Source organism: uncultured Allobosea sp., from assembly GCF_945956895.1.
GTDB lineage: Bacteria > Pseudomonadota > Alphaproteobacteria > Rhizobiales > Beijerinckiaceae > Allobosea.
Genome location: NZ_CAMFJF010000010.1, coordinates 89,351 through 116,292 on the forward strand (window position 1 = coordinate 89,351; position 26,942 = coordinate 116,292).

The 26,942-nt window shown below is 68.1% G+C and carries 21 protein-coding genes; 13 read left to right on the forward strand and 8 right to left on the reverse strand.

Annotated elements, in window-relative coordinates; translation table 11 throughout:
- Window positions 1-162 precede the first annotated feature (162 nt).
- The 5 genes from Q0Q02_RS08805 (at window position 163) to trxA (ending at window position 8,588) form a co-directional block, all read left to right on the forward strand.
- Window positions 163-903 carry a nucleotidyltransferase family protein gene (locus tag Q0Q02_RS08805; protein WP_293808564.1) on the forward strand — a complete coding sequence of 247 codons (741 nt, stop codon included), beginning with the start codon at window positions 163-165 and terminating at the stop codon, window positions 901-903.
- Window positions 896-4,003, forward strand: coding sequence for a double-strand break repair protein AddB (gene addB, locus Q0Q02_RS08810; RefSeq protein ID WP_293808566.1), 3,108 nt, complete (start codon window positions 896-898; stop codon window positions 4,001-4,003). Before Q0Q02_RS08805 ends, addB begins: the two co-directional genes overlap by 8 nt.
- Window positions 4,000-7,494, forward strand: a complete 3,495-nt coding sequence (addA, locus tag Q0Q02_RS08815; protein WP_293808568.1) for a double-strand break repair helicase AddA — start codon at window positions 4,000-4,002, stop codon at window positions 7,492-7,494. The genes addB and addA overlap by 4 nt, the downstream gene beginning before the upstream one ends.
- Window positions 7,491-8,150, forward strand: coding sequence for a DUF1345 domain-containing protein (locus Q0Q02_RS08820; protein ID WP_293808570.1), 660 nt, complete (start codon window positions 7,491-7,493; stop codon window positions 8,148-8,150). Before addA ends, Q0Q02_RS08820 begins: the two co-directional genes overlap by 4 nt.
- A 117-nt stretch (window positions 8,151-8,267) precedes the next feature.
- Window positions 8,268-8,588, forward strand: coding sequence for a thioredoxin (trxA, locus tag Q0Q02_RS08825; protein ID WP_038366779.1), 321 nt, complete (start codon window positions 8,268-8,270; stop codon window positions 8,586-8,588).
- A gap of 80 nt (window positions 8,589-8,668) precedes the next feature.
- Here the strand turns inward: trxA and Q0Q02_RS08830 are convergent, their stop codons facing one another.
- The gene (locus Q0Q02_RS08830; RefSeq protein WP_293808572.1) at window positions 8,669-9,055 is read right to left on the reverse strand and encodes a DoxX family protein; all 387 of its coding nucleotides are present in this window, start codon (window positions 9,053-9,055) and stop codon (window positions 8,669-8,671) included.
- 342 nt (window positions 9,056-9,397) lie between these two features.
- On the opposite strand from Q0Q02_RS08830, the gene Q0Q02_RS08835 reads away from it, so the two are divergent.
- Window positions 9,398-11,479, forward strand: coding sequence for a PBP1A family penicillin-binding protein (locus Q0Q02_RS08835; protein ID WP_293808573.1), 2,082 nt, complete (start codon window positions 9,398-9,400; stop codon window positions 11,477-11,479).
- A gap of 111 nt (window positions 11,480-11,590) precedes the next feature.
- Here the strand turns inward: Q0Q02_RS08835 and Q0Q02_RS08840 are convergent, their stop codons facing one another.
- The 3 genes from Q0Q02_RS08840 to Q0Q02_RS08850 form a co-directional block, all read right to left on the reverse strand.
- The gene (locus Q0Q02_RS08840) at window positions 11,591-12,787 is read right to left on the reverse strand and encodes a multidrug effflux MFS transporter (protein ID WP_293808575.1); all 1,197 of its coding nucleotides are present in this window, start codon (window positions 12,785-12,787) and stop codon (window positions 11,591-11,593) included.
- Window positions 12,788-12,849: 62 nt separating this feature from the next.
- A complete protein-coding gene (locus tag Q0Q02_RS08845; RefSeq protein WP_293808621.1) occupies window positions 12,850-13,494 on the reverse strand; it encodes a glutathione S-transferase family protein in 645 nt (214 codons plus the stop codon).
- Window positions 13,495-13,514: 20 nt separating this feature from the next.
- On the reverse strand, window positions 13,515-14,699 hold the full coding sequence (locus Q0Q02_RS08850; protein ID WP_293808577.1) for a diaminopropionate ammonia-lyase: 1,185 nt from the start codon (window positions 14,697-14,699) through the stop codon (window positions 13,515-13,517).
- Between the two features lie 104 nt (window positions 14,700-14,803).
- Here Q0Q02_RS08850 and Q0Q02_RS08855 point away from each other — a divergent pair, with 104 nt between their 5' ends.
- Both Q0Q02_RS08855 and Q0Q02_RS08860 read left to right on the forward strand, forming a co-directional pair.
- Entirely contained in the window at window positions 14,804-15,280 is a 477-nt protein-coding gene (locus tag Q0Q02_RS08855) for an Lrp/AsnC family transcriptional regulator (protein WP_293808579.1), read from the forward strand.
- Window positions 15,281-15,488: 208 nt separating this feature from the next.
- Complete coding sequence (locus Q0Q02_RS08860; protein ID WP_293808581.1) at window positions 15,489-17,300, forward strand: chloride channel protein; 1,812 nt, start codon at window positions 15,489-15,491, stop codon at window positions 17,298-17,300.
- A gap of 164 nt (window positions 17,301-17,464) precedes the next feature.
- On the opposite strand, the gene Q0Q02_RS08865 is transcribed toward Q0Q02_RS08860, so the two are convergent.
- A complete protein-coding gene (locus Q0Q02_RS08865; protein WP_293808583.1) occupies window positions 17,465-17,971 on the reverse strand; it encodes a 2'-5' RNA ligase family protein in 507 nt (168 codons plus the stop codon).
- A 128-nt stretch (window positions 17,972-18,099) separates the two neighbouring features.
- Here Q0Q02_RS08865 and Q0Q02_RS08870 point away from each other — a divergent pair, with 128 nt between their 5' ends.
- From Q0Q02_RS08870 to Q0Q02_RS08890, 5 genes are all read left to right on the forward strand, one after another.
- Window positions 18,100-19,215, forward strand: coding sequence for an ABC transporter ATP-binding protein (locus Q0Q02_RS08870; protein ID WP_293808585.1), 1,116 nt, complete (start codon window positions 18,100-18,102; stop codon window positions 19,213-19,215).
- Window positions 19,216-19,230: 15 nt separating this feature from the next.
- Window positions 19,231-20,361 carry an extracellular solute-binding protein gene (locus Q0Q02_RS08875; RefSeq protein ID WP_293808587.1) on the forward strand — a complete coding sequence of 377 codons (1,131 nt, stop codon included), beginning with the start codon at window positions 19,231-19,233 and terminating at the stop codon, window positions 20,359-20,361.
- 189 nt (window positions 20,362-20,550) lie between these two features.
- Window positions 20,551-21,387, forward strand: a complete 837-nt coding sequence (locus Q0Q02_RS08880) for an ABC transporter permease subunit (RefSeq protein ID WP_293808589.1) — start codon at window positions 20,551-20,553, stop codon at window positions 21,385-21,387.
- Window positions 21,384-22,199: an ABC transporter permease subunit gene (locus tag Q0Q02_RS08885; RefSeq protein WP_293808591.1), complete on the forward strand. Its 816-nt coding sequence runs from the start codon at window positions 21,384-21,386 to the stop codon at window positions 22,197-22,199. Before Q0Q02_RS08880 ends, Q0Q02_RS08885 begins: the two co-directional genes overlap by 4 nt.
- A gap of 196 nt (window positions 22,200-22,395) precedes the next feature.
- Window positions 22,396-23,433, forward strand: a complete 1,038-nt coding sequence (locus Q0Q02_RS08890) for an aldo/keto reductase (RefSeq protein ID WP_293808593.1) — start codon at window positions 22,396-22,398, stop codon at window positions 23,431-23,433.
- Window positions 23,434-23,570: 137 nt separating this feature from the next.
- On the opposite strand, the gene Q0Q02_RS08895 is transcribed toward Q0Q02_RS08890, so the two are convergent.
- The 3 genes from Q0Q02_RS08895 to Q0Q02_RS08905 form a co-directional block, all read right to left on the reverse strand.
- The gene (locus Q0Q02_RS08895; RefSeq protein WP_293808594.1) at window positions 23,571-24,842 is read right to left on the reverse strand and encodes a M20/M25/M40 family metallo-hydrolase; all 1,272 of its coding nucleotides are present in this window, start codon (window positions 24,840-24,842) and stop codon (window positions 23,571-23,573) included.
- Between the two features lie 41 nt (window positions 24,843-24,883).
- Window positions 24,884-25,816: an acetamidase/formamidase family protein gene (locus Q0Q02_RS08900; protein ID WP_293808596.1), complete on the reverse strand. Its 933-nt coding sequence runs from the start codon at window positions 25,814-25,816 to the stop codon at window positions 24,884-24,886.
- Between the two features lie 126 nt (window positions 25,817-25,942).
- Complete coding sequence (locus Q0Q02_RS08905) at window positions 25,943-26,863, reverse strand: MFS transporter (protein ID WP_293808598.1); 921 nt, start codon at window positions 26,861-26,863, stop codon at window positions 25,943-25,945.
- Between the last annotated feature and the right edge of the window lie 79 nt (window positions 26,864-26,942).

Here is a 26,942-nt window from a genome sequence, read left to right on the forward strand (position 1 = left end):
CATTGCGAGGAGCAGAGCGACGAAGCAATCCAGGAGGGCGTAGAGCTCTTCCGCCCCTGGATTGCTTCGCTGCGCTCGCAATGACGATGGGGCGGACGCGAAGGCCGTTGGTATCGGATCGCAAACCACTCTAATCTTAAGCTGATCGATACGGAGATTCGCGTGACCACAACCGCTTCGCCGCCGATCCGCCGGGCGATCGTGCTGGCGGCCGGCCTCGGGCAGCGCATGCGCCCGATCACCGACACGTTGCCCAAGCCGCTGGTCAAGATCGGCGGCAAGGCGATGCTCGACCATGCGCTCGACCGGCTGGCCGAAGCCGGCGTCGAGGAGGCGGTCGTCAACGTCCATCACCTCGCCGGGCAGGTCGAGGCGCATCTGGCTGGCCGGACGCGCCCGCGCATCGTGATCTCGGACGAGCGTGACGAACTGTTCGAAACCGGCGGCGGCGCCAAGAAGGCCTTGCCGCTGCTCGGCGACGGGCCGTTCTTCAGCGTCAACTCGGATTCGCTCTGGAGCGAGCACGGCGTCTCGAATTTCGGCGCGATGGCCGCCGCCTGGAACGGCGAGACCATGGACATGCTGCTGCTGCTGGCGGAGCGCGAGAGCAGCGTCGGCTTCAACGGCCCTGGCGACTTCTTCCGTGACGAGGCCGGGCGCCTGACGCGGCGCGGCGCTGCGGCGACCGCGCCTTATGTCTATGCCGGCATCGGGATCGTGACGCCGGAATTCTTCGCGGATACCCCGGCATCCTTCTCGTTCAACCTGCTCTACGACCGGGCCATCGCGCGCGGGCGCCTCTCCGGACATGTCCTCCAGGGCCGCTGGCTGCATGTCGACCGGCCGGAGGCGATCGCGCCGGCCGAGGCCGCCTTCGCCGCTGCCTGGCCGGTCGATGCCTGAGCTCAACCTGTTCAGCATCCCGGCCGGCGCGCCCTTCCTGGAGGTGCTGGCGCAGGCGATGCTGGATGGCAGGCTGGGGCCGGTCCATGACCCTGCCGATCCCGCTGCGATGGCGCGCGCGACGCTCTACCTGCCGACGCGCCGCGCCGCCCGCGCCTTTTCCGCGATCCTGGCCGGAAAGCTCGGTGGCCGGCCGCTGCTCCTGCCGCGCATCGTCCCGCTCGGCGATGTCGACGAGGCCGAGACGGCGCTGATCGGCGCCGGCGCCTGGGCGGAGGCACGCGTTGCCCCGATTGCGACGCTCGAACGCCGCATGCTGCTGACGCGCCTCGTCGATGCTTGGGGCCGTACGGCCAATCGCAGTCATCTCCGGCTCGATCCGAATGAGCCGGCCTTGGTGCCGGCGACGCTGGCCGAGGCCTATGGGCTCGCCGGCGACCTCGCTGCCTTGCTTGACCAGATGCAGACCGAAGGCGTCTCGGTCGAGCGATTGGCGTCGCTCGACGCCGCCCGTTTCGACCGGGTCTGGCAGCTCAATGCCGGCTTCCTCGCCATTCTCGGCGAGGCCTGGCCGGACATCCTGGCCGAGCGCGGCGCCTGCGATCCGGCCACCTTCCGCAACCGCATGCTCGCGGCGGAACGCGATAGGCTCATCGCAGGCGGCGCGACGGGGCCGATCATCGCCGCAGGCTCGACCGGCACGGTTCCCGCGACGGCGCGCCTTCTCGCCGCCATCGCACGCCTGCCGCACGGCGCGGTGGTCCTGCCGGGCATCGACCTCAGCCTGGATCAACGCGCCTGGGACGCGATCGCTCGCGAGCCGGCGCATTCGCACCCGCAGGCCGCCCTGCATCACCTGATGGATACGCTCGAAGCGGTCCGCGACGACGTGCGCGAACTGTCGCAGCCGGATGCCGCGCGGGGCGCGCGGGCGGTGCTGTTGCGCGAGGCGATGCTCCCGGCCTCGGTCACCGAGCTCTGGTCCGAGGTCGGCGCGCGTGTTCCGGACGCGATGGCGGCGGAAGGCTTCGAGGGCCTGCGCGTCGTCGAGGCGGCCGACGAGCGCGAAGAGGCGTTGATCGTCGCCATCGCCCTGCGCGAGACGCTGGAGCGGCCGGGTGCCCATGCGGCTTTGGTGACTCCGGATCGCGGCCTCGCCGAGCGCGTCGCCGTCGAGCTCAAGCGCTGGGGCGTCGAGGTCGACGATTCCGCAGGTTTGCCGCTGGGGCGCTGGCCGGCCGGTTCGCTGCTGCGTCTCATCCTCGAAGCGGTGCTGGCCGAGATGGCGCCGGTCGCTCTGGTGCCGTTGCTCGCCCATCCGCTCTGCCGCCTGGGCCTGGGCCGGGATGCATTGGCAAGGGGCGCCGCCGCGCTCGACATCGGGACATGGCGCGGCCAGACGGTGGGGCGCGGCATGGCCGGGCTGGAGGCCGCGCTCGCGAATTGGGAAGCGATCCGCGAGAGCGGGCATGTCCCGCGGCCGCGCAAACGATTGACGGCTGAGGATCAGGCCGCCGCCGCCAAGGTGCTGCAGGCGCTGGGCGCGGCAAGCGCCATCTTGCGAGAGGCTTTCGCCGCCGAGACGCCGACACTGGCTGCGGTCGTCACGGCGGCGCGCGCGGCGGTCACCACCTTCAGCCTGAACGAGGCGGGCACGCCGCTCGCCCTCGTCGGTCCGGATGGCGAGGCGCTCGCCGGGCTCTTCGACGATCTCGCCGGAGCCGAGGCCGTCATGCCGTCCGGCGGCACGGCGCGGGATTTCGTCGCCATCCTCGACGGTCTGCTGGCGGAAACCGTGGTCACGCGCAAGGCGCCCGGCTACCCGCGCGTCGCGATCTGGGGCCTGCTCGAAGCGCGCCTGCTGGAGGCCGACCATGTCGTGCTCGGCGGCCTGAACGAGACCGTCTGGCCGCCGCAGACGACCACCGATTCCTTCATCAACCGGCCGATGCGCGCTGAACTTGGCCTCTCGCCGCCCGAACGGCGCATCGGCCAGACCGCGCATGATTTCATCATGGCCGCTCTGGCGCGCGAGGTCACGCTGACGCGCCCGCGCAAGGCCGGCGAGGCCGAGACCATTGCCTCGCGCTTCTGGCAGCGCCTGCAGGCGGTGACGCCTCCGCCGATCTGGACGAAGGCCGTGGATGAAGGTGCAAAGCTGCGGGTCCTGGCCGGCCTGTTGAGCGCGCCTGCGGATGTGAAGCCGATCGGCCGCCCGGAGCCGTACCCGCCACGCGATCTCCAGCCGCTGTCGCTCAGCGTCACCGAGGTCGAAACGCTCTATCGCGACCCCTACCAGATCCATGCCCGCAAGATCCTGAAGCTCGACGCGCTCGACGAGCTGGTGGCGGATCCGACCGCGCAGGATCGCGGCAAGCTGCTGCACGGCATCGTCGAGGAATTCACCACGACCTATCCTGAAGGGTTGCCCGCCGATGCGCTCGGCCAACTGGTCGGGATCGGCGCCAGGCTCTTCCGCGCCTATGACGACGTACCGGAGGTCAAGGCTTTCTGGTGGCCGCGCTTCCTGCTGACCGCCGGCCATTTCATCCGCTGGGAGGAACGCCGCCGGGGCGACATCGCCAAGATCGGCGTCGAGCTCTTCACCGGCGCGAGCTTCCCGCTCGCCGACGGCAGCAGCTTCCGCCTGAGCGGCCGCGCCGACCGGATCGAACTGACGCGCGAGCCGGCGCTCCGCATCGTCGATTTCAAGACCGGCGCGCCGCCGAGCAAGGCGCAGGTCGAGAAGGGCTTTGCCCCGCAATTGACGCTGGAGGCGGAACTCGCCGCCCGCGCCGGCTTCGAGGGGCTCAGCGGGCCGACGCCGGTCGCGGCGGTGCTCTACATGAAGCTCCACCATGACGCGAAGGGCTGGGCCAAGGACAAGCCCCTCGATTTCGATGGCGAGCCGCTGGCCGATGTCGCCGCGCGCCATCTCGAGAGCCTGCTGAAATATTTGGATGGCCTGCGCTCCGGCCGCGAGCCTTTCGTCTCGCGCCGCGCGCCCGACTACATCCGCTATGCCAGCCCCTATGACCATCTCGCCCGCGTCAAGGAGTGGTCGGCCGCGCCCGGCGGTGACGACGGAGGCGAGGCATGAAGCCCGGCTGGATCGTCCCGACGCTGACCAACCAGCGCCAGGCGCAGGCCGCCGATCCCGGCCTCTCCGCCTGGGTCTCGGCCAATGCCGGCTCGGGCAAGACCCATGTGCTGGTCAACCGCGTGCTCAGGCTCCTGCTCGACGATGTCGCGCCCGGCCGGATGCTCTGCATCACCTATACCAAGGCGGCGGCCGCCAATATGGCGAACCGCATCTTCAAGGCGTTGAGTGCCTGGGCGACGCTCTCCGACGAGGCACTGGGCCGCGAACTCACGAAGCTCACCGGCCGGGCGCCGGCGATGGCCGAGCGCGCCAAGGCGCGCCGGCTCTTCGCGCAGGCGCTGGAGACGCCGGGCGGCCTGCGCATCGAGACGATCCACGCCTTCTGCACCCGCGTGCTGCAGGCGGCACCCTTCGAGGCCAATGTGCCGCCCCGCTTCGAGGTCGCCGACGATCTGGCGCAGGCCGAGATGCTGCGCGCCGCGCGCCGGGAATTGCTGGCTCTCGTCGCTGCCGAGCCGAACGGGCCGGAAGCGCGCGCGCTCGACCTGCTCGCCCGGCTTGCGGCACAGGACAGTTTCGAGACCATGTTCCAGGAGGCGCTGCGCCAGCGCGCCTTGTTCAGCGACGAGAACGGCCGGGCTCGCGACGCGGGCGCGGTGGAGGCCGGCATCGCGGCCTTTCTCGGCATTGCGCCTGACCTGTCGGCCGATGCGGTCAGGGTGCGTTTTCGCGCCGATCTTGCAGCGCTGCCGGGATTGCATGCCCTGATCGAGGCGCTTCAGGCGGGCACCGCCACGCGCCAGAATTTCGCAGGCGTCCTGCGCACCCTGCTTGCCGGACAGGATGACGGCGATCCCGTCGCCTTCTGCCGGCGCGGCTTCATCACCGAGGCCGGCACGATCAACGCCAATATCCGCGGCAAGGGCAAATCCGAGTTCGACGGTGCCTTGCTGTCGGCGCTGGAGGCACTTGCCGCTTGCCTGCTGACAGCCGCCGAGCAGTTGAACGCCGTCGCGATCCGCGACCGCAGCGCGGCGCTCGCCCTGCTGGTGACGCGCATGCTCGCCTCCTACCAGCGCCAGAAGAGCCTGCGCTCGCTGCTCGACTATGACGACCTGATCGCGCGCACCCGCTCGCTGCTGGAGCGGGTCGAGGCCGCCTGGGTGCTCTACAAGCTCGATGCCGGCATCGACCACATCCTGCTCGACGAGGCGCAGGATACCGGCGAGGCGCAATGGGCGATCCTGCGCAAGCTGGCTGAAGAATTCACCAGCGGCGGCGATCTCCGGGCCAAGCCCCGCACCATCTTCGTCGTCGGCGACGAAAAGCAGTCGATCTATGGCTTCCAGGGCGCGGCGCCCTCCGCCTTCGGCGAAGAGCGCCGCGCGCTCGGCCAGCGCATCCGCGCGGCGGAGCGGGATTTCGAGGCGATCAGCCTCAACACCTCCTTCCGCTCGGCGCCGGACATCATGCAGGCGGTCGATGCCGTCTTTGCCTTGCCGGAGCACGCGCGTGGCCTCGTCTTCGACGGCGCGGCGCGGCCGGAGATCCACGACACCGTCCGCCGCAACGCGCCGGGTACCGTCGATATCTGGCCGCTCGCCGCCAATGACACCGGCGAGCCGCCCGATGCCTGGACGACCCCGGTCGACGCGCCCGAGCGGCGCAGCGGCACGGTGAAGCTTGCGGAGCGCATCGCCTACACCTTGCAGCGCTGGCATCGCGACCGCCGTGACGATCTCGGCCATCCCTTCGCGGCCGGCGACGTCATGATCCTGCTGCGTCAGCGCGGCGCGCTGTTCGAGGCGATCGTCAAGGCGCTGAAGGATGCGGATGTTCCCGTCGCGGGCCGAGACCGGTTGACGCTGGCCGAGCATCCGGCGGTGGAGGACCTCGTCGTGCTCGGCCGCGCCCTGCTCCTGCCCGATGACGACCTGACGCTCGCGACCGCGCTCAAGACGCCGTTGATCGATCTCGACGACGACGATCTCCTGCGCCTCGCGCCCACCCGCAAGGGCTCGCTGCGCGCGGCCCTGCAGGCGGCCGCCGCCAGCGAACCGCGCTATGCCGCCGCCGAGGCGAAGCTCGTCCGCTGGACGCAGCAGGCCGGGCGGCAAGGGCCGTTCCGTTTCTTCGCCGAACTGCTCGGCCCCGGCGGCGGGCGCAATCTCGCGCTTGCCCGGCTCGGTGCCGAGGCGGGCGATGCGCTCGACGCCTTCCTCAACGCCGCGCTCGATCATGAGCGTCGCTATGGCCCCTCGCTTGCCGGCTTCCTCCAGCATGTCGCCGGCAGCGCTGCCGATGTGAAACGCGATCTCTCGGCCAGCGCTGGCGAGGTCCGCGTCATGACCGTGCACGGTTCGAAGGGCCTTGAGGCGAAGATCGTCATTCTCGCCGATCTCGGGGTCGAGCCCGGTGCGAGGCGGCTGCCCAAGATCCTGGCCGTGCCGACGCCATCGGGCGGCCGCGTCCCGCTCTGGCCGCCGGCCTCTGCGGAGGATGTTGCTGCCACCGAGGCAGCGAAGAAGGTGGTCGTCGAGCAGATGGTCGAGGAGCATCACCGCCTGCTCTATGTCGCGATGACCCGCGCCGAGGATCGCCTGATCGTCTGCGGCACCCAGGCCAAGGGCGAGGCCCCACCGGGAAGCTGGTACGCGATGATCGAGCAGGGGTTGATGCAGTCGGACGCTGGCCTGCAGCAGCTTGGCGAAGGCGGCGAGGCGGTACTGCGCTTCATGGTCTCGGCCCCGTCTCCGGCCGAGGAGGGCAACAGCGGCGTGGAAGCAGTGGCTGCTTCCGTCTCCGCCCCACATTGGTTGCGGGAGAGGGTTGTGCGCGAGGCCGAGCCCTTGCCGCCGTTGAAGCCGTCGAGCGCGCTCACCGCCGCAGATGGTGAGGAGCGGCCCGGCGATGGCCCCTTCCTTGCCGAAGCAGCGGCGGCCGGCCGTCTGGCACATCTTCTCCTCCAAGTCCTGCCGGGCGTGCCCGCGGCGCGTCAGCTCGCGACGGCGGAAGCCCTCGCGGCAGCGCGCGGGGGTGCCCTGCGCCCCGAACGGAAGGCCACCATCGTGGCCGACGCCCTGCAATTGCTGGCGGCGCCTGCCTTGGCAGGGCTCTTTGCGGCGGACGCCTTGGCGGAGGTCCCCGTGGCGGGCTCGATCCGCTTGCCGGATGGCGAGTTGCGCGCCGTTTCCGGGCGGATCGACCGGCTGGCGGTGACGGCGGAGAGCGTCATCGTCGCCGATTTCAAGACCACGGCGCGGCCCCCGCAGGCGATCGATGCGATCCCTGTCACCACGGTCGCCCAGCTTGCTGCTTATGCCGCGCTGATGCGGGAAATCTATCCGGGCCGTACCGTGCGGGCGCTGGCGATCTACACGGCGAGCCTGACCTGTTTCGAACTGGATGCCGGCCGGCTCAATGCGGCGCTCGTAGCGCTGGCGACCGGAGCGGAAACGGGTTCTGCCGAGGGAGCGTTCAGGCCATGAGATTCGTGCCGCATTCCCTGTCTCTGCGCCCACGCCTGCTTGTCGCCCTGGCCGCGGGAGCCTTTCTCGCGCTGCTGCTTCCGGGCGACTGGCGCTGGGCGACACGCCTTCTGGTCGCCTGGGATGCGGGCGCTGCCCTCTATCTCGGCTTGCTGGCGACGACGATGTTCACCGAGGGCGCTGCCGAGATTCGGGCGCGGGCGGAGCAGCAGGACGAGGGCGCCGTCGCCATCCTCGTGATCTCCTGCCTCGCGGCAAGCGCGAGCCTTGCCGCCATCGCGGTCCAGCTTGCCGGCATCGGCTCTGTTCCGGAGGGCGAGCGCGGCATCCATCTCGCGCTCGGCGGCGTCACGATCCTGTGTTCCTGGACATTGCTGCATGCGTTTTTCACGCTGCACTATGCCGGCATCTATTATCGCGGCGGCAGGGCCGAGCCATGCCTCGATTTTCCCGGCAAGGGAGAGCCCGACTATGTCGATTTCCTGTATTTCTCCTACACGATCGGCTGCACTTCGCAGACTTCCGACGTTGGCGTGAGCACCCGCCAGGCACGCGGCATCGTGTTGGCGCACTCGGTCCTGACCTTCATCTTCAACACCTCGATCCTGGCGATGGCGATCAATGTCGGTGCGAGCCTGGTCTCGGGCGGGTCGTGACGCGCCGGCTTCGCTTCTGTCCTGCTGTGCACACGCCTTGACCCGGGGGGCCGGCATTCATAGCTTCGCTGGCGAAGGGTGGCATTGCCTCCCATTGAAACCGAAAGGCGGCCAGTCATGGCAACGAGCAAGGTAACCGATCAGAGCTTCGAGGCCGACGTCCTGAAGTCGTCCGAGCCGGTCGTGGTCGATTTCTGGGCGGAATGGTGTGGTCCCTGCCGCATGATCGGCCCGGCGCTCGAGGAAATCGCGACCGAGCTCAACGGCAAGGTCAAGATCGTCAAGATGAATGTCGACGAGAATCAGCAGATCCCGGCCCAGTTCGGCATCCGCTCGATCCCGACGCTGATGCTGTTCAAGGACGGCAAGCTCGCCTCGCAGAAGGTCGGCGCCGCCCCCAAGAGCGATCTCTCGCGCTGGATTTCCGCGGCGGTCTGATTCGCCTGGCTCAGGTATGAAAAAAGGCCCGCTTCCGGTGAGGGAGCGGGCCTTTCCTGTTTTTCGGCTTCGTCGGGGCGTCAGCCCTTGCGGGATTCCACCGCGAAGGCGCCGGGGCCGGCCGTGGCGATGTAGAGGAAGATGAAGCAGAACAGCATTGCGGCTTCGCCGCCGTTCAGCAGCGGGAAGAGGCCCTGCGAGCCATGGGCCATCCAGTAGGCGACGGCCATCATGCCCGACAGCACAAAGGCGGCAGGGCGGGTGAAGAAGCCGACGAGGACGAGGGCGCCGCCGACGATTTCCAGCACGCCGGCAGTCCAGGGCAGGCTCATCGCCGCGGGCAGGCCCCAGGACGGAGCGGCCGGGAACCCGAACAGCTTCTGCGTGCCGTGCGAGATGAAGCTCAGCGCGGTGAAGATGCGAAGCAGGCCGAGAGCATAGGGCTGGAAGCGCGACAGAAACTGCATGCGGTGGTCCTTGGTTGGGAAATCGGCGGATCGGCGATCGAGAGTTGCGGGCCCAGCTTCTAGGCGAGCCAGATGATTTTGCGCAATATCCCAATCGATGACGATTCCGTTTGCGTCCATGCAAGTTTGGTCACGTTTGCGCGACCAGCTCAACCCTTCCGCCGCATTGCACGCTTTACGAACCCTTAAAAGCGCCATGTTTGAATCCTGTGTGACCTGACCGCATTTGCGAGGCGGCGTGGCGGCCGAAAACGGGGCAGGATGAACGACCGGATTGCACGAGGCGAGCGGCGCGAGCCCTCCTTTGGTTATGAGCGTGGCGAGAGCCGCGTGGACGGTGACATGCGCCTTTCTCCAGACGATCGCCCCTCCCGCTTCCGGAATGCGCCGGAGCGGCCCGAGCCGAGCCGGCAGCTCCGCAATCCGCCGAAGCGCGACAAGCGTGGTAGCAGCGGCGGTGGTGGGGGCGGCAAGCGTCGTGGGCGCCGGCGGCGCTCGCTGCTCGGCGGCCTGTTCTACTGGTCGATGGTGCTCGGCCTCTGGTGCGTCATCGGTGTCGGCGGGTTGATCGCCTATCACGCCGCGCAATTGCCGCCGATCAACCAGCTCACCGTGCCGAAGCGGCCGCCGAACATCGCGATCCTCGCCGCCGACGGCTCGCTGCTGGCCAATCGCGGCGAGACCGGCGGGCGCACGGTCACCATCGGCGAAATCCCCCCCTATCTGCCGAAGGCTTTCGTCGCCATCGAGGATCGGCGCTTCTACGAGCATTTCGGCATCGACCCGGTCGGCATCAGCCGCGCCGTCGTCAACAATCTGCGCGGCCGCGGCGGCGTGCAGGGCGGCTCGACGCTGACCCAGCAGCTCGCCAAGAACCTCTTCCTGACGCAGGAACGTACCGCCGCCCGCAAGATCCAGGAGGCGATCCTGGCGCTCTGGCTGGAGCGCACCTACACCAAGGACCAGATCCTCGAGCTCTATCTCAACCGCGTCTATTTCGGTTCCGGTGCTTATGGCGTCGAGGCGGCGGCGCAGCGCTATTTCAACAAGTCGGCGCGCTCGGTGACGATCGCGGAGGCGGCGATGCTGGCGGGCCTCGTCCAGGCACCGTCGCGGCTCGCGCCCAACCGCAATCCCGATCTTGCCGAGAAGCGCGCCCAGCTCGTCATCGCTGCGATGGCCGACCAGGGCTTCATCACCCAGGCGGCGGCCAAGACCGCGCTGACCGCGCCGGCCGAGGTGCCCGAGCGCGTCGGCGCCGGCTCGGTCAATTACGCCGCCGACTACGTCATGGACGTGCTCGACGACTTCATCGGCGCGGTGGAGGGGGACGTCACCGTCCTGACCACGATCGATTCGAAGCTGCAGGCCTCGGCCGAGACGACGCTGGTCGATGCGCTCTCGGCGCAGGGCTCGAAGCTGAACGCGTCGCAGGGCGCGGTCGTCTCGCTCGCGCCTGACGGTGCGATCCGTGCCCTGATCGGCGGCCGGGACTATACCAAGAGCCAGTTCAACCGCGCCACGGCGGCGCGCCGCCAGCCGGGCTCGTCCTTCAAGCCCTTCGTCTATCTCACGGCGCTCGAGAAGGGCATGACGCCCGACACCATCCGCGACGACGCCCCGGTCTCGATCAAGGGCTGGGAGCCGGAGAACTATTCGCGCAGCTATCGCGGCCCGGTGACGCTGGCGACGGCGATGCAGCATTCGCTCAATACCGTCGCCGCCCGGCTGATCCAGGAGGTGACGCCCAAGGAGGTCATCCGCACCGCCCAGCGCCTCGGCATCACCTCGGCCCTGCAGCCGAACCTGTCGCTGGCGCTCGGCACCTCGGAGGTGACGCCGCTGGAGATGACCGCTGCCTACGCGACGTTCGCCAATGGCGGCCAGTCGGTGCTGCCCTATGTCATCCGCGAGGTGCGCCAGACCAATGGCAAGGTCGTCTATGCCCGCAAGGCCGCGGGCCTCGGCCAGGTCATCCAGCCGCAGCAACTCGCCATGATCAACACCATGTTCAACGGCGTGATGAACGGCGGCACCGGCAGCAAGTTCAACATCCAGGGCTGGCAGGTCGGCGGCAAGTCCGGCACGACGCAGGATTACGGCGACGCCTGGTTCGTCGGTTTCACCGCCAAGCTCGTCACGGCCGTCTGGGTCGGCAACGACGACAATTCGAAGATGAAGCGCGTCACCGGCGCAGGCCTGCCCGGCGAGATCTGGGGCAAGTACATGAAGGCGGCCCATGTCGGCGCGCAGCCGATCCCGCTGCCGGGAGGCCTCTGGCAAGGCGCGCCGCGGCAGCTCGACCAGGGAGCGCCGGTCGCCGATGCCCGCCAGCCGGAAGCGCCGCCGCCGACCAGCGATCGTGCCTGGGTGCGGCCGGCACCGCAGGAGAAGAATTTCTTCGAGCGTCTTTTCGGGGGCTGAGGGGCCTCGGCGTCATTCTCGGGCTTGATCCGGGAATCTCTCCCACAGAGCAGGCGCCTTCTCGGCTTGAGATGCTTGGGGCAAGCCCGAGCATGACGGCAAGGCGAACCCCTAGCTCTTCGCCGCTCGGATGCGCCCCGTCGCGCGGAACAGCACCAGCGCCGTCACGCCCAGCGCCGACATCACCAGCGGCAGGGGCAGCGCGGCGTTCTTCAGGAGATGGCCGACGAGGAGCCCGACACAGGCCGAGAGCAGCATCTGGCAGAGCCCGTTGAAGGAGGAGGCCGCGCCCGCGCGGTCCGGGAAGGGCATCATCGCCGAGGCCTGGGCCTGCGGCATGGTGAGCCCGACGCCGCAGGCATAGAGCGCCATCGGCACGACGACGGCGGCTGCGCCGCCGAAACCGGTCAGGACCCCGATCAGCATGGCCAGCCCGCCGCCGGCAAGACAGGCGACGCCGAGAGAGATCACGCCGTCCATGCCGCGCCGCCCGACGAGGCGCTGCGCTATGATCGTCCCGAGGATGAAGCCGAGCACGCCGAAGCCGAAGGAGAAGCCGTATTCGATCGGCGTCAGCCCGTATATGCCGATCAGCACGAAGGACGAGCCGGAGATGAAGGCGAAAAGCCCGGCATAGGCCAGCGCCGTCAGCGCGACATAGACGCGGAAGGCACGGTTGCGCAGCAGCGTCCCGAAGCCCTTGAAGATGCTGACGAGGGAGAGCGGATGCGGCGAACGTGCTCGCAGCGTCTCCGGCATCACGGTGACGATGACGGTCGCGAGCGCCAGCCCGAACACCAACGAGGCGAGGAAGGTCGAGCGCCAGCCGAAGGCGACCTGCAGCACGCCGCCGACCACCGGCGCGATCGCCGGGACCAGTCCCATGATCATGCCCATCCGGGCGAGTTCGCGCCCGGCGCGCGGCCCGTCATACAGGTCACGCACCATGGCGCGGCCGAGCACGATCGGGCCGGAGGCGCCGAGCGCCTGGAAGGCCCGCGCCAGCGTGAGTGCGCCGATCGAGGGCGCGAAGGCGCAGGCCAGCGTCGCAAGCCCGAACAGGCTAAGGCCGGCAAGCAGGACGGGTTTGCGGCCGAGCCTGTCCGAGAGCGGCCCCCAGAAAATCTGCCCGGCGGCGAAGCCGAACAGGAATGAGGACAGCGTCGCCTGCGCGCCGGCGACATCCGTCTGCATCACCCGCGCGATCTCCGGCAGGGAGGGTAGGTAGAAATCGGTCGAGAGGGGGCCGAGCGCCGTCAGCATGGCGAGAACGGCGGTCATCGCCAGCGTATCGGGACGAAGCTTCATGGCGGCCTCCCGCGCGGCCGGGAGAGGGCCGCGCTGCCTGGCCCTGCTACGACGTCAACCGGTCATCCGGCAATGGCCTGCGCCGCCGGCCGGTCCTGCGTTTCGCCGTGATAGGCGGTCGCTTCCATCGAGGGGCGCGCCGAGAAGGCCTCGTACCAGCCCGTCAATCGCGGCCGGCCGGTGCGGAAATCCGGCAGATCACGGAATTCCAGCCAGGCCAGCGCCGTCGCCAGCCCGATATGGCCGATATGGACGGGCTCGTCGAAGCGTTCGCCGCGCTCCAGCACGTCGAAGCTCTCGACGAGCTTGGCCGTCTGTCCTTCCCGGAGCGGCGGGTAGCGCAGGTGCTCCGGCCGGCGCAGCGTCTCCCAGCGCAATGCGATGCCGGCATCGCAGAGCCCTTGCGCGATCGCATGGAGACGCAGGGCCTGCCAGCGTGCGCTGCCCTCGGCCGGAATCAATCGGCGCCCGCCATGGAGACCGTCGAGATAATCGCAGATCACCAGCGAATCGAAGATCGCGCCGGCTTCCGGCGTGACCAGAACCGGCACCTTGCCGAGCGGATTGATCGCGAAGACCTCGGGGTTGCGGTTGGTCGGGCTCGTCTCCTGATCGATGATCGCGAGCCGATCGGCAATCCCTGCCTCATGCGCGAAGACGATGGCCTTGCGCGCATAGGGCGAATGGCCCTGCGAATGGAGCGTCAGGCGCTCGCTGGTCTGCGTGCTCACGCGACCTCCTCCGGCTTCAGCCCGACGAGCTCGGTATAGCGTGCTGGATCGGTCGCGCCTTCGGTATTGACCAGGAAGACGCGCGATTGGCTGTCGAGCTTCAGCGCGGCGCGGGCCTGCGGGTCGCGCAAGGCCGCGAGCAGGCCGGCGAGCCCCGCCGATCCGCTCTCGCCGGCGACGATGGCCGGATCGCCCGCAGCCGGCCGCGCGAGACGGTTCATCGCATCGACGGCGTCGGAATCCTCGGCGGTCACGAAGGCGTCGGCGGCACGGTAGAGCACGCGCAGCGCCAAAGGCGAGGGATCGTAGCATTCGAGCATCGCCATGACGGTCGGGGCGCCATGCGGGATCTTGCCGGGCTTGCCGCGCTTGGCCGCCTCGAAGATGCAGGCCGCGCGCGAGGGCTCGACCACCGTGAAGAATGGCCGCTCTTCGCCAAAGCTCGTTTGCATCTGCGCGGCGAGCGCAGCGGCGATGCCGCCGACGCCGGCCTGCACGAAGACATGCGTCGGCGGCTCCGGCATCTGCGCCAACCCCTCGCGGGCGATGGCGGTGTAACCCTGCATGACCAGGCCGGGGATGCGCTCGTAGCCTTCCCAGGAGGTGTCGGAGACGATGGTCCAGCCGCGCTCGGTCGCGACGCGGGCGGCCTCGACCACGGAATCGTCATAGGTGCCTTCGACCCGCACCATCTCGGCGCCGAAGCGGGCGATCGCCGCGACGCGCTCGTCGCTGACGCCGCCATGCACGAAGATCACGGCCTTCGCGCCGAGCAGTTGCGCGCCCTGTGCAACGGAGCGGCCATGGTTGCCGTCGGTCGCGCAGGCGAAGGTCATGCCGGCCGCGGCCGTGCGCACGGCGGGGTCGTTCATGTCGGCATCGCTGAGCCGGCGCCCGAGCTTTTCGGAAGCGGCTTCCAGCGCGAGACGGATCACCGCATAGGCGCCGCCGAGCGCCTTGAAGCTGCCGAGACCGAGGCGCTGGCCCTCGTCCTTGATGAAGAGCGCGCCGATGCCGAGCACGGCGGCGAGGCCCGGCAGGCTGTGGAGCGGCGTCGGCACATGGTTAGGCCGCGCGGCCAGATGCGCCGCGATCGCGTCGGCGCCGGCCGGTCCCAGCGTCGCGACATCCTCCGGATGCAGGGCGGTGCGGTAATCCGGATGATGGTTGAGCAGGAACATGGCGGCCTCGTCTGGCTGGGTTGCCTGAATGGATATTGCATCCCAGGCGAAAAAGGCGCTGGATTTGGCCTGCGCGCTTGCAAGTTTGTTTCACAGGATGAGGCATGGCCGAGCCGACCGCTCATGATCTCGATGCTTTCGACCGGGCGATCCTCGCGATCCTCCAGCAGGACAACACCACGCCGCAGCGCGTGATCGGCGAGCGCGTCAACCTGTCGGCCCCGGCCGTGCAGCGCCGCATCCGCCGCATGGAGGCGAACGGCGTCATCCGCGCCAATGTCGCGGTGGTCGATCCCACGGCGCTCGGCCATCCGATCACGCTCTTCGTCGAGGTCGAGCTGGTCAGCGAGACCGCGGTCGATATCGACGCGGCCAAGAGTGCCTTCCTCGCCGCGCCGGAGGTGCAGCAATGCTATTACGTCACCGGCGAAGTCGATTTCATGCTGGTCGTGCTGGTGCCGAGCATGGCGGCCTATGAGGCGCTGACGCGACGCCTCTTCTTCGCCAATCCCAATATCCGCAAGTTCCGCTCCTTCGTCGCGATGGACCGGGTCAAGACCGGGCTTGCGGTGCCGGTGTGAGGATCGCCCTGATCCTCCAACGTCATCCCGGACAAGCCGCCTTTGGCGGCGCCGATCCGGGATCCATGCCGGAACCTTTATCGAAAGCGCTCAGGCATGGATTCCGGGTCTGCGCTTCGCTCCGCCCGGAATGACGCGCGGGGGATAAAGCTGTCTTGTTCCGGCCGCTTCGATATGCGACCGCGGGCTGACGTGACGAACGAGCCTGATGGGCCTTGCCGTGATCACCGTAAAAGCCACCGAAATGCCGGCCGCGACAGGCGATGCGCCGCAGGGCTGGCGCGCGCTCGTCCGCTCCAGCGAGATCGGCATCGTGGTTCTCGCCTCGGTCGTCGGCGTGCTCGCGGGGCTTACCGTGCTCGCGATGTCCTTCACCACGCAGCTCCTGCATGAACTGATCTTCGGGTTGGCCCATGGCCAGCGGCTCTCGATCGCCACCACGATCCCGCCCTGGCGGGCGATTGCCGGGCCGGTCCTCGGCGGCCTCGCCATCGGCTGCGCCTCCTGGCTGTTCTTCCGCCGCCGCAAGCAGCCGATCGACCCGATCGAGGCCAATGCCCTGCATGGCGGGCGCATGTCCTTCCGCGACAGCGTCTTCGTCGCGCTCCAGACCATGGGTTCCTCCGGTGCGGGTGCCTCGGTCGGGCTCGAAGCCGGCTATACGCAGGCTGCCAGCGGGCTCGCCTCGCATATCGGGCGGCGCCTGCGGCTGCGCCGGGCGGATATGCGCCTCATGGTTGGCTGCGCCGCCGGTGGCGCCATCGGCGCGGCCTTCGATGCGCCGCTGACCGGCGCCTTCTACGCCTTCGAACTTATTCTCGGCAGCTATTCGATCGCCGCCTTCGTGCCGGTCATGGCCGCGACCTTCATGGCGACCGTGACCCATAGCCTGCTCGCGCCCGCACTGCTTGCGGTCGAAGTCCCGCCGATCGGCACGATCACCATGGCGAACCTGCCCTTGGTCGTCCTGCTCGGCGCCGCCTGCGGGCTCGTCGGCATCGTCGTGATGCGCGCCGCCGCCTTCGTCGAGGCGGGCTTTAGACGCTCGCGAATCCCGACCTGGCTCCGGCCTGCCTTCGGCGGCCTCGTGGTCGGTGCGCTGGCGATCTGGATCCCCTCGGTCTTCTCGGCCGGCCATGGCGCGATCAATCTCTATGTCAGCATGGATGCCAACCTGCTGCTCTTTGCATTGGTGCTGGTCGCCAAGGCTTTGGCCTCTTCGGTCTCGATCGGTTCCGGCTTCCGCGGCGGCCTGTTCTTCGCCTCGCTGCTGCTCGGCGTGCTCACGGGGCGCCTCTTCATCGGTCTGCTCGGCCTGGCCTTCCCCAATCTTGCCGGGCACGAGACGCTGTTCGCGCTGGTCGGCATGAGCTCGCTCGCGGTCTCGGTCGTCGGCGGGCCGCTGACCATGACGCTGCTGGCGCTCGAGATGACCGGCGATCTCAAATTGACGCTTGCCGTCGTCGGCGCGGCCGGCGCGGCCTCGCTGGTGACGCGCCGCCTGTTCGGCTTCTCCTTCGCGACCTGGCGCTTCCATCTGCGCGGCGAGAGCATTCGCGGCGCCCACGATGTCGGCTGGATGCGCGACCTCACCGCCGGCAGCATGATGCGCATCGAGGTGCCCAGGATCGCCGCTGATGCCACCATCGCCGAAGCCCGGCTGAAATATCCGCCAGGCTCGACCAACTACCTCGTCGCCGTCGGCCCGGGCGACGCCTATGCCGGCATGGTGCCGCCGGGCGCGCTCTACGAGCCGGACCCGGCCCTGGACGAGGAGGCGGCAGCCGAGCCCGCGCCGCGCACCGTGCGCCATCTCCTGCGCAATCCGGACCGGATGTTGCTCGCCGACATGTCGGTGCGCGATACGCTGAAGCTGTTCGAAGCGGCCGAGAGCGAGGCTCTGCCCGTGGTCGCCGACCGCGACAGCCGTCGCCTCGTCGGCATCCTCAGCGAGGCCCATGCGATCAAGCGCTACAGCGAGGAGGTCAGCCGCCGCAATCGCGAGCTGACCGGGGAATAGCCGTCTCATAGCGCGAGGCTTGTAAGTTTCCTCGGAACCGCAGGGTCATCCCGGGCTTGACCCGGGATCCATTCCGGAGCGCTGCCTGTTCAAGTTCAGGCATGGATCCCGGATCTCCGCTTCGCTCCGTCCGGGATGACACGCAGTTCTGTGGCGCTGCTCAACTACGAGCGCAGCGCGACGCTCGCGACGACCCGCCAGTCGGCGATCGGCACGTCCTGGCCGGAGGTCACGATGCCGATCCGGTCGAAGCGGACGGCGCGGCCGGCCAGGCGGTCATTGATCTCCGCGATGGCCGCAGCCTTCGCATTGGCCTCGACCGGCCCGTATAGCAGCGAGACATGCGGCATGAAGCTCGCGAAGCCCTCGGGATCGAGCGCCTGTTTCAGCTTCGCCAAGGCTGGCGAGACGGCGAAACGGGCGTAGAATGAGCGGAAATAGGCATCGCTTCCTTCGACGACGGAGACGGGCTCCGCGAAGGCCTCGACCGCGCCGGCAGCCGCAGCGATTGCGCGCTCCAGCGCAGCAGGCGTCGTCTCGGTGTCGCCCTGCAATGTCAGATGCGGGGCGAAGAGGGGCGTGCCGAAGCGGCCTGACAATTCGCCGACGATGCCGGCCAGGATCGCCTCGTCCGCTGGCGCTGGCATCAGCCAGAGAGAATGAATCCGCACTGTCATCCGCCTTTCACAAAGCTCTTGCATAGACTGCGCCCCGTGCGTAACGTTTATTTCAACTGAGCTGATGATGGAAGAAATATTCCATTGCCGGACGATAAGAGCAGAACCGGGGAGTAGGCGCCTTGCAGCCGGAAACGCAAGCCAGAGCGGGTAGCGGCGCGGCCATCGGCGTGCGCGGCCTCAAGGTCGCCTATGGCGGCACGCGCGTGCTTCATGGCATCGATCTGGACTTCACGCCCGGCAGCTTCACCGCGCTCCTTGGTTCGTCCGGCTGCGGCAAGACCACGCTGCTGCGTTCGCTCTCCGGCTTCGTCCCGGTCGAGGATGGCTCGATCGTCGTCGGCGGCCGCGATGTCGCCGGCCTGCCGCCCGAAAAGCGCGGCATGGCCATGGTCTTCCAGTCCTATGCGCTCTGGCCGCATATGACCGTGCTCCAGAACATCGGCTACGGCCTGAAGCTGCGCGGCAAGCCCAAGGCCGAGATCGCCGCAAAGGTCGGCGAGATGCTGAATTTCCTCGGTCTCACGGGCTATGAGGACCGCAAGGTCACCGCGCTCTCCGGCGGCCAGCGCCAGCGCGTCGCGCTCGGCCGGGCGCTCGCCATCGACCCCGGCATCCTGCTGCTCGACGAGCCGCTTTCCAATCTCGACGCCAAGATCCGCATGGTGATGCGTCACGAGATCCGCGCCATCCAGCAGCGGCTCGGCCTCACCGCTGTCCATGTCACGCATGACCGCGAGGAGGCCATGACCATGGCCGACCGGCTGGTCATCATGCAGGCCGGTCGCGTCGCCCAGGTCGGCACGCCCGAGGAGGTCTATGACCGCCCGGCCAGTGCCTTCGTCGCCAATTTCATGGGCGCGGAGAACGTATTGCCGCTCAGCGTCAGCCGTGGCGAGAGCCAGGCGTCCGTCACCTCCGGCACAGCCCGCGCGACGCTCGCCGGCGAAGCTGCCGCGGCCCTGCCGAACGGCGAGGCGCTTGCCTATTTCCGCGACGACGTCGCGAGCCTCGACGCGCATGATGCGGCAGCGGCCGGCGGCGATCTCATCGTCCCCGGCACCATCGCTGCGCGCGCCTATCCCGGTGGCATCTACCGCTACAAGGTCGAAGCCGCCGGCCGCCAGATCACGGTCGACGATGTCGCCCGTCACGAACTCGGAACGAAGGTCGGGCTGCGCATTCCGCTGCAGCGCCTTCACATCTTCCCGGCGACCGAGGCCGGGATTGCCGCCTGACAGGGAGTCAGACACATGCGCATCCTCACGCTTGCCTGCTCGCTTGCCGCGTTGATCGTGGCATCGCCGCTATCCGCGCAGACCCTCAACGTCGCCTCCGCCGGCGACCAGAACATGGTCGACTACGTCAAGGACTATCTCGGGCCGATGTTCGAGAAGGCCCATCCGGGCGTGAAGGTCGTCTCGGTCGGCACCGGCCCGGGCGATTCCGGCTCGCAGAAGATCTACGAGAAGCTCGACGCCCAGAAGGGCGCCGCCTCGACCGATTTCGACGTGGTCGTCATCCACCAGAAGGCCGCCGGCCAGATGGTCAAGGAAGGACTGCTGAACAAGTACACGGCCAATGTCGAGACGGCCAAGCTTGCCACCGGCGATTCCGCCAGGAACTCGCTCGGCACCGATGTCGGCGGCTTCGTCATCCCGATGTTCCAGTCGCAGACCGCGCTCGCCTACAATGCCGACATGGTCAAGACGCCGCCGGCGACCTTCGCCGAGCTCGCCGAATGGGCCAAGAAAAACCCCAAGCAGTTCGGCTATAACGGCATCAAGGGCGGCATGTCCGGCGTCTCCTTCGTCGCCGGCTGGGTCTATGCCTTCGGCGGCGACGCCGACAAGCTGATGAAGGGCCCCTATGACGCGGCCACCAAGACGAGCTGGGACAAGGCCTTCGCCGATCTGAAGGAGTTCAACAAGAACGCCGTGATCACCCCCGGCAATGCCGGCACGCTCGACATGCTGAACCGCGGCGAGATCGCGATCGGCCCGGTCTGGGTCGACATGTTCTATTCCTGGCAGGCCGACGGCAAGCTGCCCCCGAACATGAAGCTGAAGCTCGTCTCGCCCGGCATGCCCGGCCAGCCGATGTACTACGCCGTGCCGGAGAAGTCGGCCCAGAAGAAGCTGGCCGAGGCCTTCATCGCGCTCGCGACCTCGCCCCAGGTGCAGGCCGACGGCATCGTCAAGAAGTTCAACTGGTATCCGGGCATCGACGCCAAGAACCTCGAAGGCAAGCTCGACAAGGCGGCCTGGGACAAGCTCTTCACCGACGTCACGCCGGCCGAGCTCGCCAAGAACGGCAAGCCCTTCCCGATCGCGCCCTATTTCAACGACATCCTCGAGGGCTACGAGAAGAAGGTCGCGAACTAATCCATTCGCGCCCGGGATGATGCGGAGAAACACCGCGTCATCCCGGGCGTAGCGAAGCGAAGACCCGGGATCCATGCCTGAACTGTTCCGGAATGGATCCCGGATCGGCGCGGCCGCGCCGCTTGTCCGGGATGACCTTGCGGTTCCGGATATCCATTCTGTCATCCGTCGCGGAGAGCGCCGCTCATCATGAGCCTTTCCCAACGCCAGCTCGCCTTGCTGCTGATCGCTCCGGGCCTCGCGCTCGTCGCGGCGCTGTTCCTCTATCCACTCTGCTTCTCGCTGATCTCGGCCTTCACCGGCCCGCAGGGCGGTTTCTCGCTGCAGGCTTTCGGCAAGGCCTGGGAACTCTATTCCGGCGACGTCGTCTTCACCGTCGTCATCGTGCTCGCCTCCTGCTTCTGCACCGGGCTCGCCGCGATCATCATCGCCGGCACGCTGACGCTCGGCGAGAACCGCTGGATCGTCGGCACGCTGAAGGCGCTCTATCGCTGGCCGCTCTTCATCCCCTTCATCGTCGCGGCGCAGTGCATGCGCACCTTCCTCGCCAAGAACGGCCTGATGAACAACACCTTCGTCTCCATGGGCCTGATGGAGCCGCTGCAGGCGATGAGCTTCCTCGACTGGCGCGGCATCATCGCGACCTTTGTCTGGAAGCAGACGCCCTTCGTCGCGCTGCTCCTGGCTGGCGCGCTCGCCGCGCTCGACCGCGCCACGCTGGAGGCCGGCCGCAACCTCGGCGCATCGCGGATGCGCGTCCTCGTCGAGCTCGCCCTGCCGCAGGTGATGCCGCAGCTCCTCGTCGCGCTCGTCCTTTCCTTCGTGACGATGCTCTCGGTGCTCTCGGTGCCGATGATGGTCGCGGGCTCGCAGCCGACCATGCTGACCGTCGACATGGCCTTCCGCATCAACGCCTATGGCGACTACGCCACGGCCAATGCGCTCGGCGTCATCACCTATCTGATCTCGGCCGGCGCGGCGATCATCTACCTCAAGCGCGGCATGGCCAAGGAGGGCACACCATGATCCGTGCCGTCTCCGGCCTGCGCATGGTCCTTGCGGCTTTCGCGCTCGCGGCCTTCGCCTTCTTCCTGATCGGCCCGCTGGTCAATCTGGCGCTTTGGTCCGTCGCCGAGCGCTGGTATACGCCCTACAAGCTGCCGGTCGTCTACGGCACGCGCTACTGGGAGCAGGTCTTCCGGCCGACCGGCGATGCGATGGCCTCGCTCGCCACCTCGGTCTGGATCGCGGTGCTGACTGTGCTCGTCGCGCTCGCGCTCTCGATCCCCGCCGGCTACGCGCTGGCGCGGTTGAAGCTGCCGGCGCGCGCCTTCTTCATGGTGCTGTTCCTGCTGCCGCAGGCGTTCCCCTCGGTCGCGATCTACATCAATGTCGCGCGCGTCTTCTACAATATCGGCATCAACGGCACCGTCTTCGCCGTGGTGCTCGTCCATGCCGCGCACGGGCTGGTCTATTCCGTCTGGATCGCGGCTGCGGCCTTCGCCGCCGTCGACAAGGACCTCGAGCTTGCCGCGCGCAATATCGGGGCCTCGCCGCTCAAGACCTTCTTCTCGGTGACGCTTCCCCTGGCGGCGCCCGGCATCATCGCCAGCGGCATTTTCGTCTTCCTGGAATCGCTCGACGAGTTCACCGGCACCTTCTTCGTCGGCGTGCCGCAGGTCACGACACTGCCGCTGCTGCTCTACAATGCGGCGATGGGCGGTAATTATCAGGTCGCCTCGATCACGGCGCTGATCCTGCTCGTGCCCTCGGTGCTGTTCATGCTGTTCATCGAGCGCTTCCTGCGCGCAGACGTGCTCGCCAAGGTCGGCGCCTGAGGCGAGGGCAGGCTTGCGCGCCCTCGGGCGATCCGCAAATCTGCCGACCCTTGCCTTGCCGTCATTGCGAGGAGCGAAGCGACGAAGCAATCCAGGAGGGCTGGGCGAGACGTTCAGCCCTCCTGGATTGCTTCGCTGCGCTCGCAATGACGGCGAGGCCTGATGGAAACTGTCTCCAGCTTGTAGCGGATCACTGATGTCGAACGGCGTTGTTTCCTCTCCCGTTGTCTTGCCGAAAGGCCGGCCGATCGTAGGACTCGTTCCCAGCCTGATCGGCTTCGGCGGCGCGCCGCTCGGCGATCTCTACGGACATCTCGACGAAGTCACGGCGCAGGACACGGTCCGCGCCGCGCTCGCGGCCGGGATCAATCTCGTCGACACCTCGCCGCTTTATGGTCACGGCCTGTCCGAGCACCGTATCGGCGCCGCCTTGCGCAGCGTGCCGCGCGAGAGCGTCATCGTCTCGACCAAGGTCGGCCGCTGGATGCAGGCCGGCGAGCCGAAGCGCGACGGTTCGGGCTATGCCGGCGGCCTGCCGCATCCGGCGGTGATCGACTATTCCTATGACGGCGCGATGCGCTCCTTCGAGCAGTCCCTGCTCAGGCTCGGCACGGATCATATCGACATCCTGCTGATCCACGACGTCGACGTCTGGACCCATGGCGACCAGATGGAGCAGCGCTTCACGGAGGCCATGGACGGCGCCTATCGCGCACTGGAAAAGCTGCGCGGGTCGGGCGCGGTCAAGGCGATCGGCGTCGGCGTCAACGAGGCCGAGATGTGCGCGCGCTTCGCCCGGTCAGGCGATTTCGACGTGATGATGCTGGCCGGGCGCTATTCGCTGCTGGAGCAGGGCGCGCTGCCTGAGTTCTTGCCGCTCGCGCTGGAAAAGAAGATCGCGGTGATGCTGGCCGGCGTCTTCAATTCCGGCATCCTCGCGACCGGTGCAAAGCCCGGCGCCTTCTACAATTACAAGCCGGCGCCGTCCGAGGTGCTGGCGCGTGTCGCCCGGATCGAAGCGGTCTGCGCGAGCCATGGCGTTGCCCTGCCGCAAGCGGCGCTCGCCTTCTGCGCCGCTCATCCGGCGGTGGCGACGATCGTGCTTGGAGCTGTCACGCCGCAGGAGGTCGCTGGTAATCTCGACCTCGTCGCGCAGCCGGTGCCGGCCGCGCTCTGGCGTGATCTGAAGACCGAGGGACTGCTCGCCGAAGCGGCGCCGGTCCCCGAGGTTTGAACGCTACCGAAGTCGTTGAAACGCGCCTCACACGCATCGTCATCCCGGGCTTGACCCGGGATCCATCGTAGAATGCAGAACCTTCCGATGGATCCCGGATCAGCGCCGCTACGCGGCTTGTCCGGGATGACGGCAGGTTAGTCGGTCGGCCCGGTCGAGCCGAGATAGTCGATCGCGCAGGCGACGTGCAGTTTCATCACCGCGATCGCCTCGTCGATGGTGACGTGTTCCTCGTCGGTGCCCATGCTGATCGGCGATGGCCCGCAGATCAGCGCAGGCACCCCGCGCCAGCGCCAGTAGCGCGTATCGGTACCGCCCAGGCTCGACACCGGCGGCGCGTCATGGCCCAGCAATTCGCGGATATTGCCGCGCAGGATATTGGCCATCTCGCTGAACGGGTCGGTCAGGCTCGCCGGATAGCTATGGTCCTCGTTGACCACCATCTCGCAATCGGCCTCGCGGGCGAGCTTTTCGAGATCGGTCCGGATCGCGTCGCGGTCGGAGCCGATCGGGATGCGCATGTCGAGATGGGCGATGCAATGCGTCGGGATCTGCGTCGCCTTCTGCCCGCCCTGCAGGATGCCGACATTGACCGTGATGCGCCTTGCGACATCGCCCGCGCCCTTGCCGAGGTTGAGATCGGCTGCAGCGATCGTCTCGGCCGAGGTCAGCACCGCATCGATCTCGGGCGGCAGCGCGGCGAGCTTGAGATGGTAGCGGTCATAGATCGCGGTCACGAGCCGGCTCACATCCGCGATCGGGTTGCGCGCCCGGTGGGCATAGCCGCCATGGCCGCCGATGCTCTTCGCGGAGAGCGAGAAGCGCAAGGTGCCCTTCTCGGTGAAGCGCAAGTTGGCGAGGCCGCTCGGCTCGCCATTGAGGCAGCAATCGGCCTCCATCTCGTCGCCGAATGTGTCGAACAGGAACTTGGTGCCGTAGCGCCCGCCGGATTGCTCATCCGAGACCACGGTCAGCGACAGCGCGCCGTTGAGCTTCTCGCGATGGGGATAGAGCTGGCAGAAGGCGAGGATAGAGGCCAGCGTCCCGGTCTTCATGTCGGAAGCGCCGCGGCCCATGATCTTGCCGTCGACGATCTCGGCTTCCCAGAGCTTCTCGTTGGTGACCGGGAAGATATCCATATGGCCGTTGAGCATCAGATGGCGGCCGGGCTGTCCTGCCTCCCAACGGCTGATGATGTTCGGCATCTCCGGCACGAAAGCTTCCGTGCGATGCGGCACGCCGGCGCCGTCGAGCAGTTCGCGCACGAAGGCCGCGGCCTCGCGCGTATCGCCCGGCGGGTTGACGCTCTTGATGCGCAGGAAGCGTTGCAGCAACGCGACGATCTCGTCGCGGCGCTGATCGATCGCCTGAAGCAGTTCGGCTTTCAGGGCGGCTTTGTCGGTGGACATGGACGGTCTTCTAGGTCGGCGTTTCGAAAGGGATGGAGCGCTCAGCCGCGGTTGCGGAACGACATGGCGCGCGTCAGTTCGGTCTTCTCCAACCGTGCGGCGACGCAATAGGCGGGGTTGAAGACATTGGCGATGTCGTAGCGCACCGCCTGCCCGAGCAGGTGGCTCGCCTCGATCGGATCGACGCCCAGGTCCTCGCCGACCCAGCGCAGCAATTCCGTCGTGGCGAATTGCAGGGGCTGATCGAGGGGGCGCCCGCTCGCGATGACCAGGAGGTCGGTCTCGGTCTCGCAGCGCGGCCAGCGCAGATTCTGCTTCTTGACGATCTTCACCGAGAATTCGACCTCGAACGAGGTCTCGACACCGGTGCCGGCGATCTCGCCATCACCCTGGCAGGCGTGGCCGTCGCCGAGGAAGAACAGAGCGCCCTCGACGAAAACCGGGAAGGCGATGGTCGCGCCCGGCCCGAACAGCCGGTAATCCATGTTGCCGCCATTGGCGCCGCTGGTCGCGGTCGAGATCGCCTGCCCGCGCTCGGGCGCGACGCCGAAGCAGCCCATCATCGGCGCGAGCTTGAAGCTCCAGTCCTTGATCCGGGCGGAGGGCTCCAGCAGCTTCACCGTGCCGGCTTCAGCGTCGATCGCCCATTCATAGCGCTCACGCTTCGGCAGCTCGGCCAGGATCGACGGGTCGAGCACGCCGGGCGCCAAGGGCGAATAGGTCCAGCCGGTCTTCCGGTTCGGCGTCATCCGCTCGATCGTGACGAGCAGGGCATCACCCGGCTCGGCTCCGGTGACGAAGAACGGTCCGGTCATCGGGTTGCCGCGCGGGGCATGCTGGGCGCCGTCGCCGCCGAAGCCGGCCGCATCGAGCGTCGTGGTGACGACGCTGTCGCCGCTGGCGATCTCCAGCACCGGCGGCAAGGTGGCGAGCACGTTCGAATACTGCGTGGGAACGAAGTGGTGGCGCGCCATGGAAGTCTTCCTCAGCCGGGTTCGCGTCGATGTCCGGCGGCGACCGTAGGTGCAAGCTTGTGAGTTGAGAACCGCTTGCCAGCGAGGGGGCGCTCTGCATGGCGGTCGGCCGGGCCGGATTGGCCGTCAGTGCGAGGACCAGGCAACGGCGGCCACGACGCAGATCATCGCGCAGCTCACCACGATCAGGGCGGTCTGCAGCGAGACCGCGGTCATGACCGCGCTGGCGAGGATGATCCCGGTCGCATTCGCGGTACGCAGCAAGGCGAAGACTTCGGGCCGCTTCCTCGGAGGCGCGAGGGAATCGAGCGCAAGGGAATAGTAGGTGCCCAACGGGGCCAGGACCGCGCCGACCAGAACGGCGCCGAGAACGGTGACGGCCATCGAGATCTGCAGCGTGGCGAGGATGGCGCCGCCCGTCATGATCATCAGCTGGATCAGGACTGCGCGCCGGCTTCCCATGCGGTTGCGGACGCTGACCCAGATGCCGCCGGCGACCGAGGCGATGCAGAGCGGTACGGTGAAAAGGATCGCGAGGGTCGGCGCGTAGCCGAAATGCAGCGCCAGGGCGACGGCGCCGATCTCCAGGGCCGCGACGGTCGAGCTGCCCGCTGCCGCGCATATGAGCCAGAGCAGGATCGCCGGGCTGATGAGCGAGGCAGCGGCCTGATGCACCTCTTCCTCCTTCGGCTTCGACAGGACCGTCGGCACGAGCAGGGCCGGGGCCGCGCCGAGGAGAGCGATCGCCAGGACGGCGAATACGGGCGACAGGCTGCCCAGCCCCGAGGCCGCCACGGGAGCCAGGACGAAGGTGACCTCGTTGAGGGTCGAGGCGATCCCGAGAGCCCTCGGCAGCTTCTCGGCTGGCGCAAGCTGGTTGAGGACGCTGCGCAGATAGCCGAACGCCGCGCCGTTCACGGCCCCTGCCAGTGCCGAGAAGAACACCAGCCAGAGGAGGGGGGCCGAATAATGCGCCAGCAAGGCGACGGCGCCCAGCGCCACCGTGCGAAACGCCACCAGCAGCCGCAGGAAAATCGTCGGCGGCAAGCCCCGCCCGGGTGATGGGGATTGCGCCGGCCACCTGGGCCAGCGTCATCGCCAGGATCATCCCCGCGCCGCCGCTGGT

Bases quoted from the DNA above. Each gene is read 5' to 3' on its own strand.
- addB (WP_293808566.1), top strand. From the start codon at position 896: ATGCCTGAGCTCAACCTGTTCAGCATCCCGGCCGGCGCGCCCTTCCTG.
- addA (WP_293808568.1), top strand. From the start codon at position 4,000: ATGAAGCCCGGCTGGATCGTCCCGACGCTGACCAACCAGCGCCAGGCG.
- Q0Q02_RS08820 (WP_293808570.1), top strand. From the start codon at position 7,491: ATGAGATTCGTGCCGCATTCCCTGTCTCTGCGCCCACGCCTGCTTGTC.
- trxA (WP_038366779.1), top strand. From the start codon at position 8,268: ATGGCAACGAGCAAGGTAACCGATCAGAGCTTCGAGGCCGACGTCCTG.
- Q0Q02_RS08830 (WP_293808572.1), bottom strand. From the start codon at position 9,055: ATGCAGTTTCTGTCGCGCTTCCAGCCCTATGCTCTCGGCCTGCTTCGC.
- Q0Q02_RS08835 (WP_293808573.1), top strand. From the start codon at position 9,398: ATGCGCCTTTCTCCAGACGATCGCCCCTCCCGCTTCCGGAATGCGCCG.
- Q0Q02_RS08840 (WP_293808575.1), bottom strand. From the start codon at position 12,787: ATGAAGCTTCGTCCCGATACGCTGGCGATGACCGCCGTTCTCGCCATG.
- Q0Q02_RS08850 (WP_293808577.1), bottom strand. From the start codon at position 14,699: ATGTTCCTGCTCAACCATCATCCGGATTACCGCACCGCCCTGCATCCG.
- Q0Q02_RS08855 (WP_293808579.1), top strand. From the start codon at position 14,804: ATGGCCGAGCCGACCGCTCATGATCTCGATGCTTTCGACCGGGCGATC.
- Q0Q02_RS08860 (WP_293808581.1), top strand. From the start codon at position 15,489: ATGGGCCTTGCCGTGATCACCGTAAAAGCCACCGAAATGCCGGCCGCG.
- Q0Q02_RS08875 (WP_293808587.1), top strand. From the start codon at position 19,231: ATGCGCATCCTCACGCTTGCCTGCTCGCTTGCCGCGTTGATCGTGGCA.
- Q0Q02_RS08880 (WP_293808589.1), top strand. From the start codon at position 20,551: ATGAGCCTTTCCCAACGCCAGCTCGCCTTGCTGCTGATCGCTCCGGGC.
- Q0Q02_RS08885 (WP_293808591.1), top strand. From the start codon at position 21,384: ATGATCCGTGCCGTCTCCGGCCTGCGCATGGTCCTTGCGGCTTTCGCG.
- Q0Q02_RS08890 (WP_293808593.1), top strand. From the start codon at position 22,396: ATGTCGAACGGCGTTGTTTCCTCTCCCGTTGTCTTGCCGAAAGGCCGG.
- Q0Q02_RS08895 (WP_293808594.1), bottom strand. From the start codon at position 24,842: ATGTCCACCGACAAAGCCGCCCTGAAAGCCGAACTGCTTCAGGCGATC.
- Q0Q02_RS08900 (WP_293808596.1), bottom strand. From the start codon at position 25,816: ATGGCGCGCCACCACTTCGTTCCCACGCAGTATTCGAACGTGCTCGCC.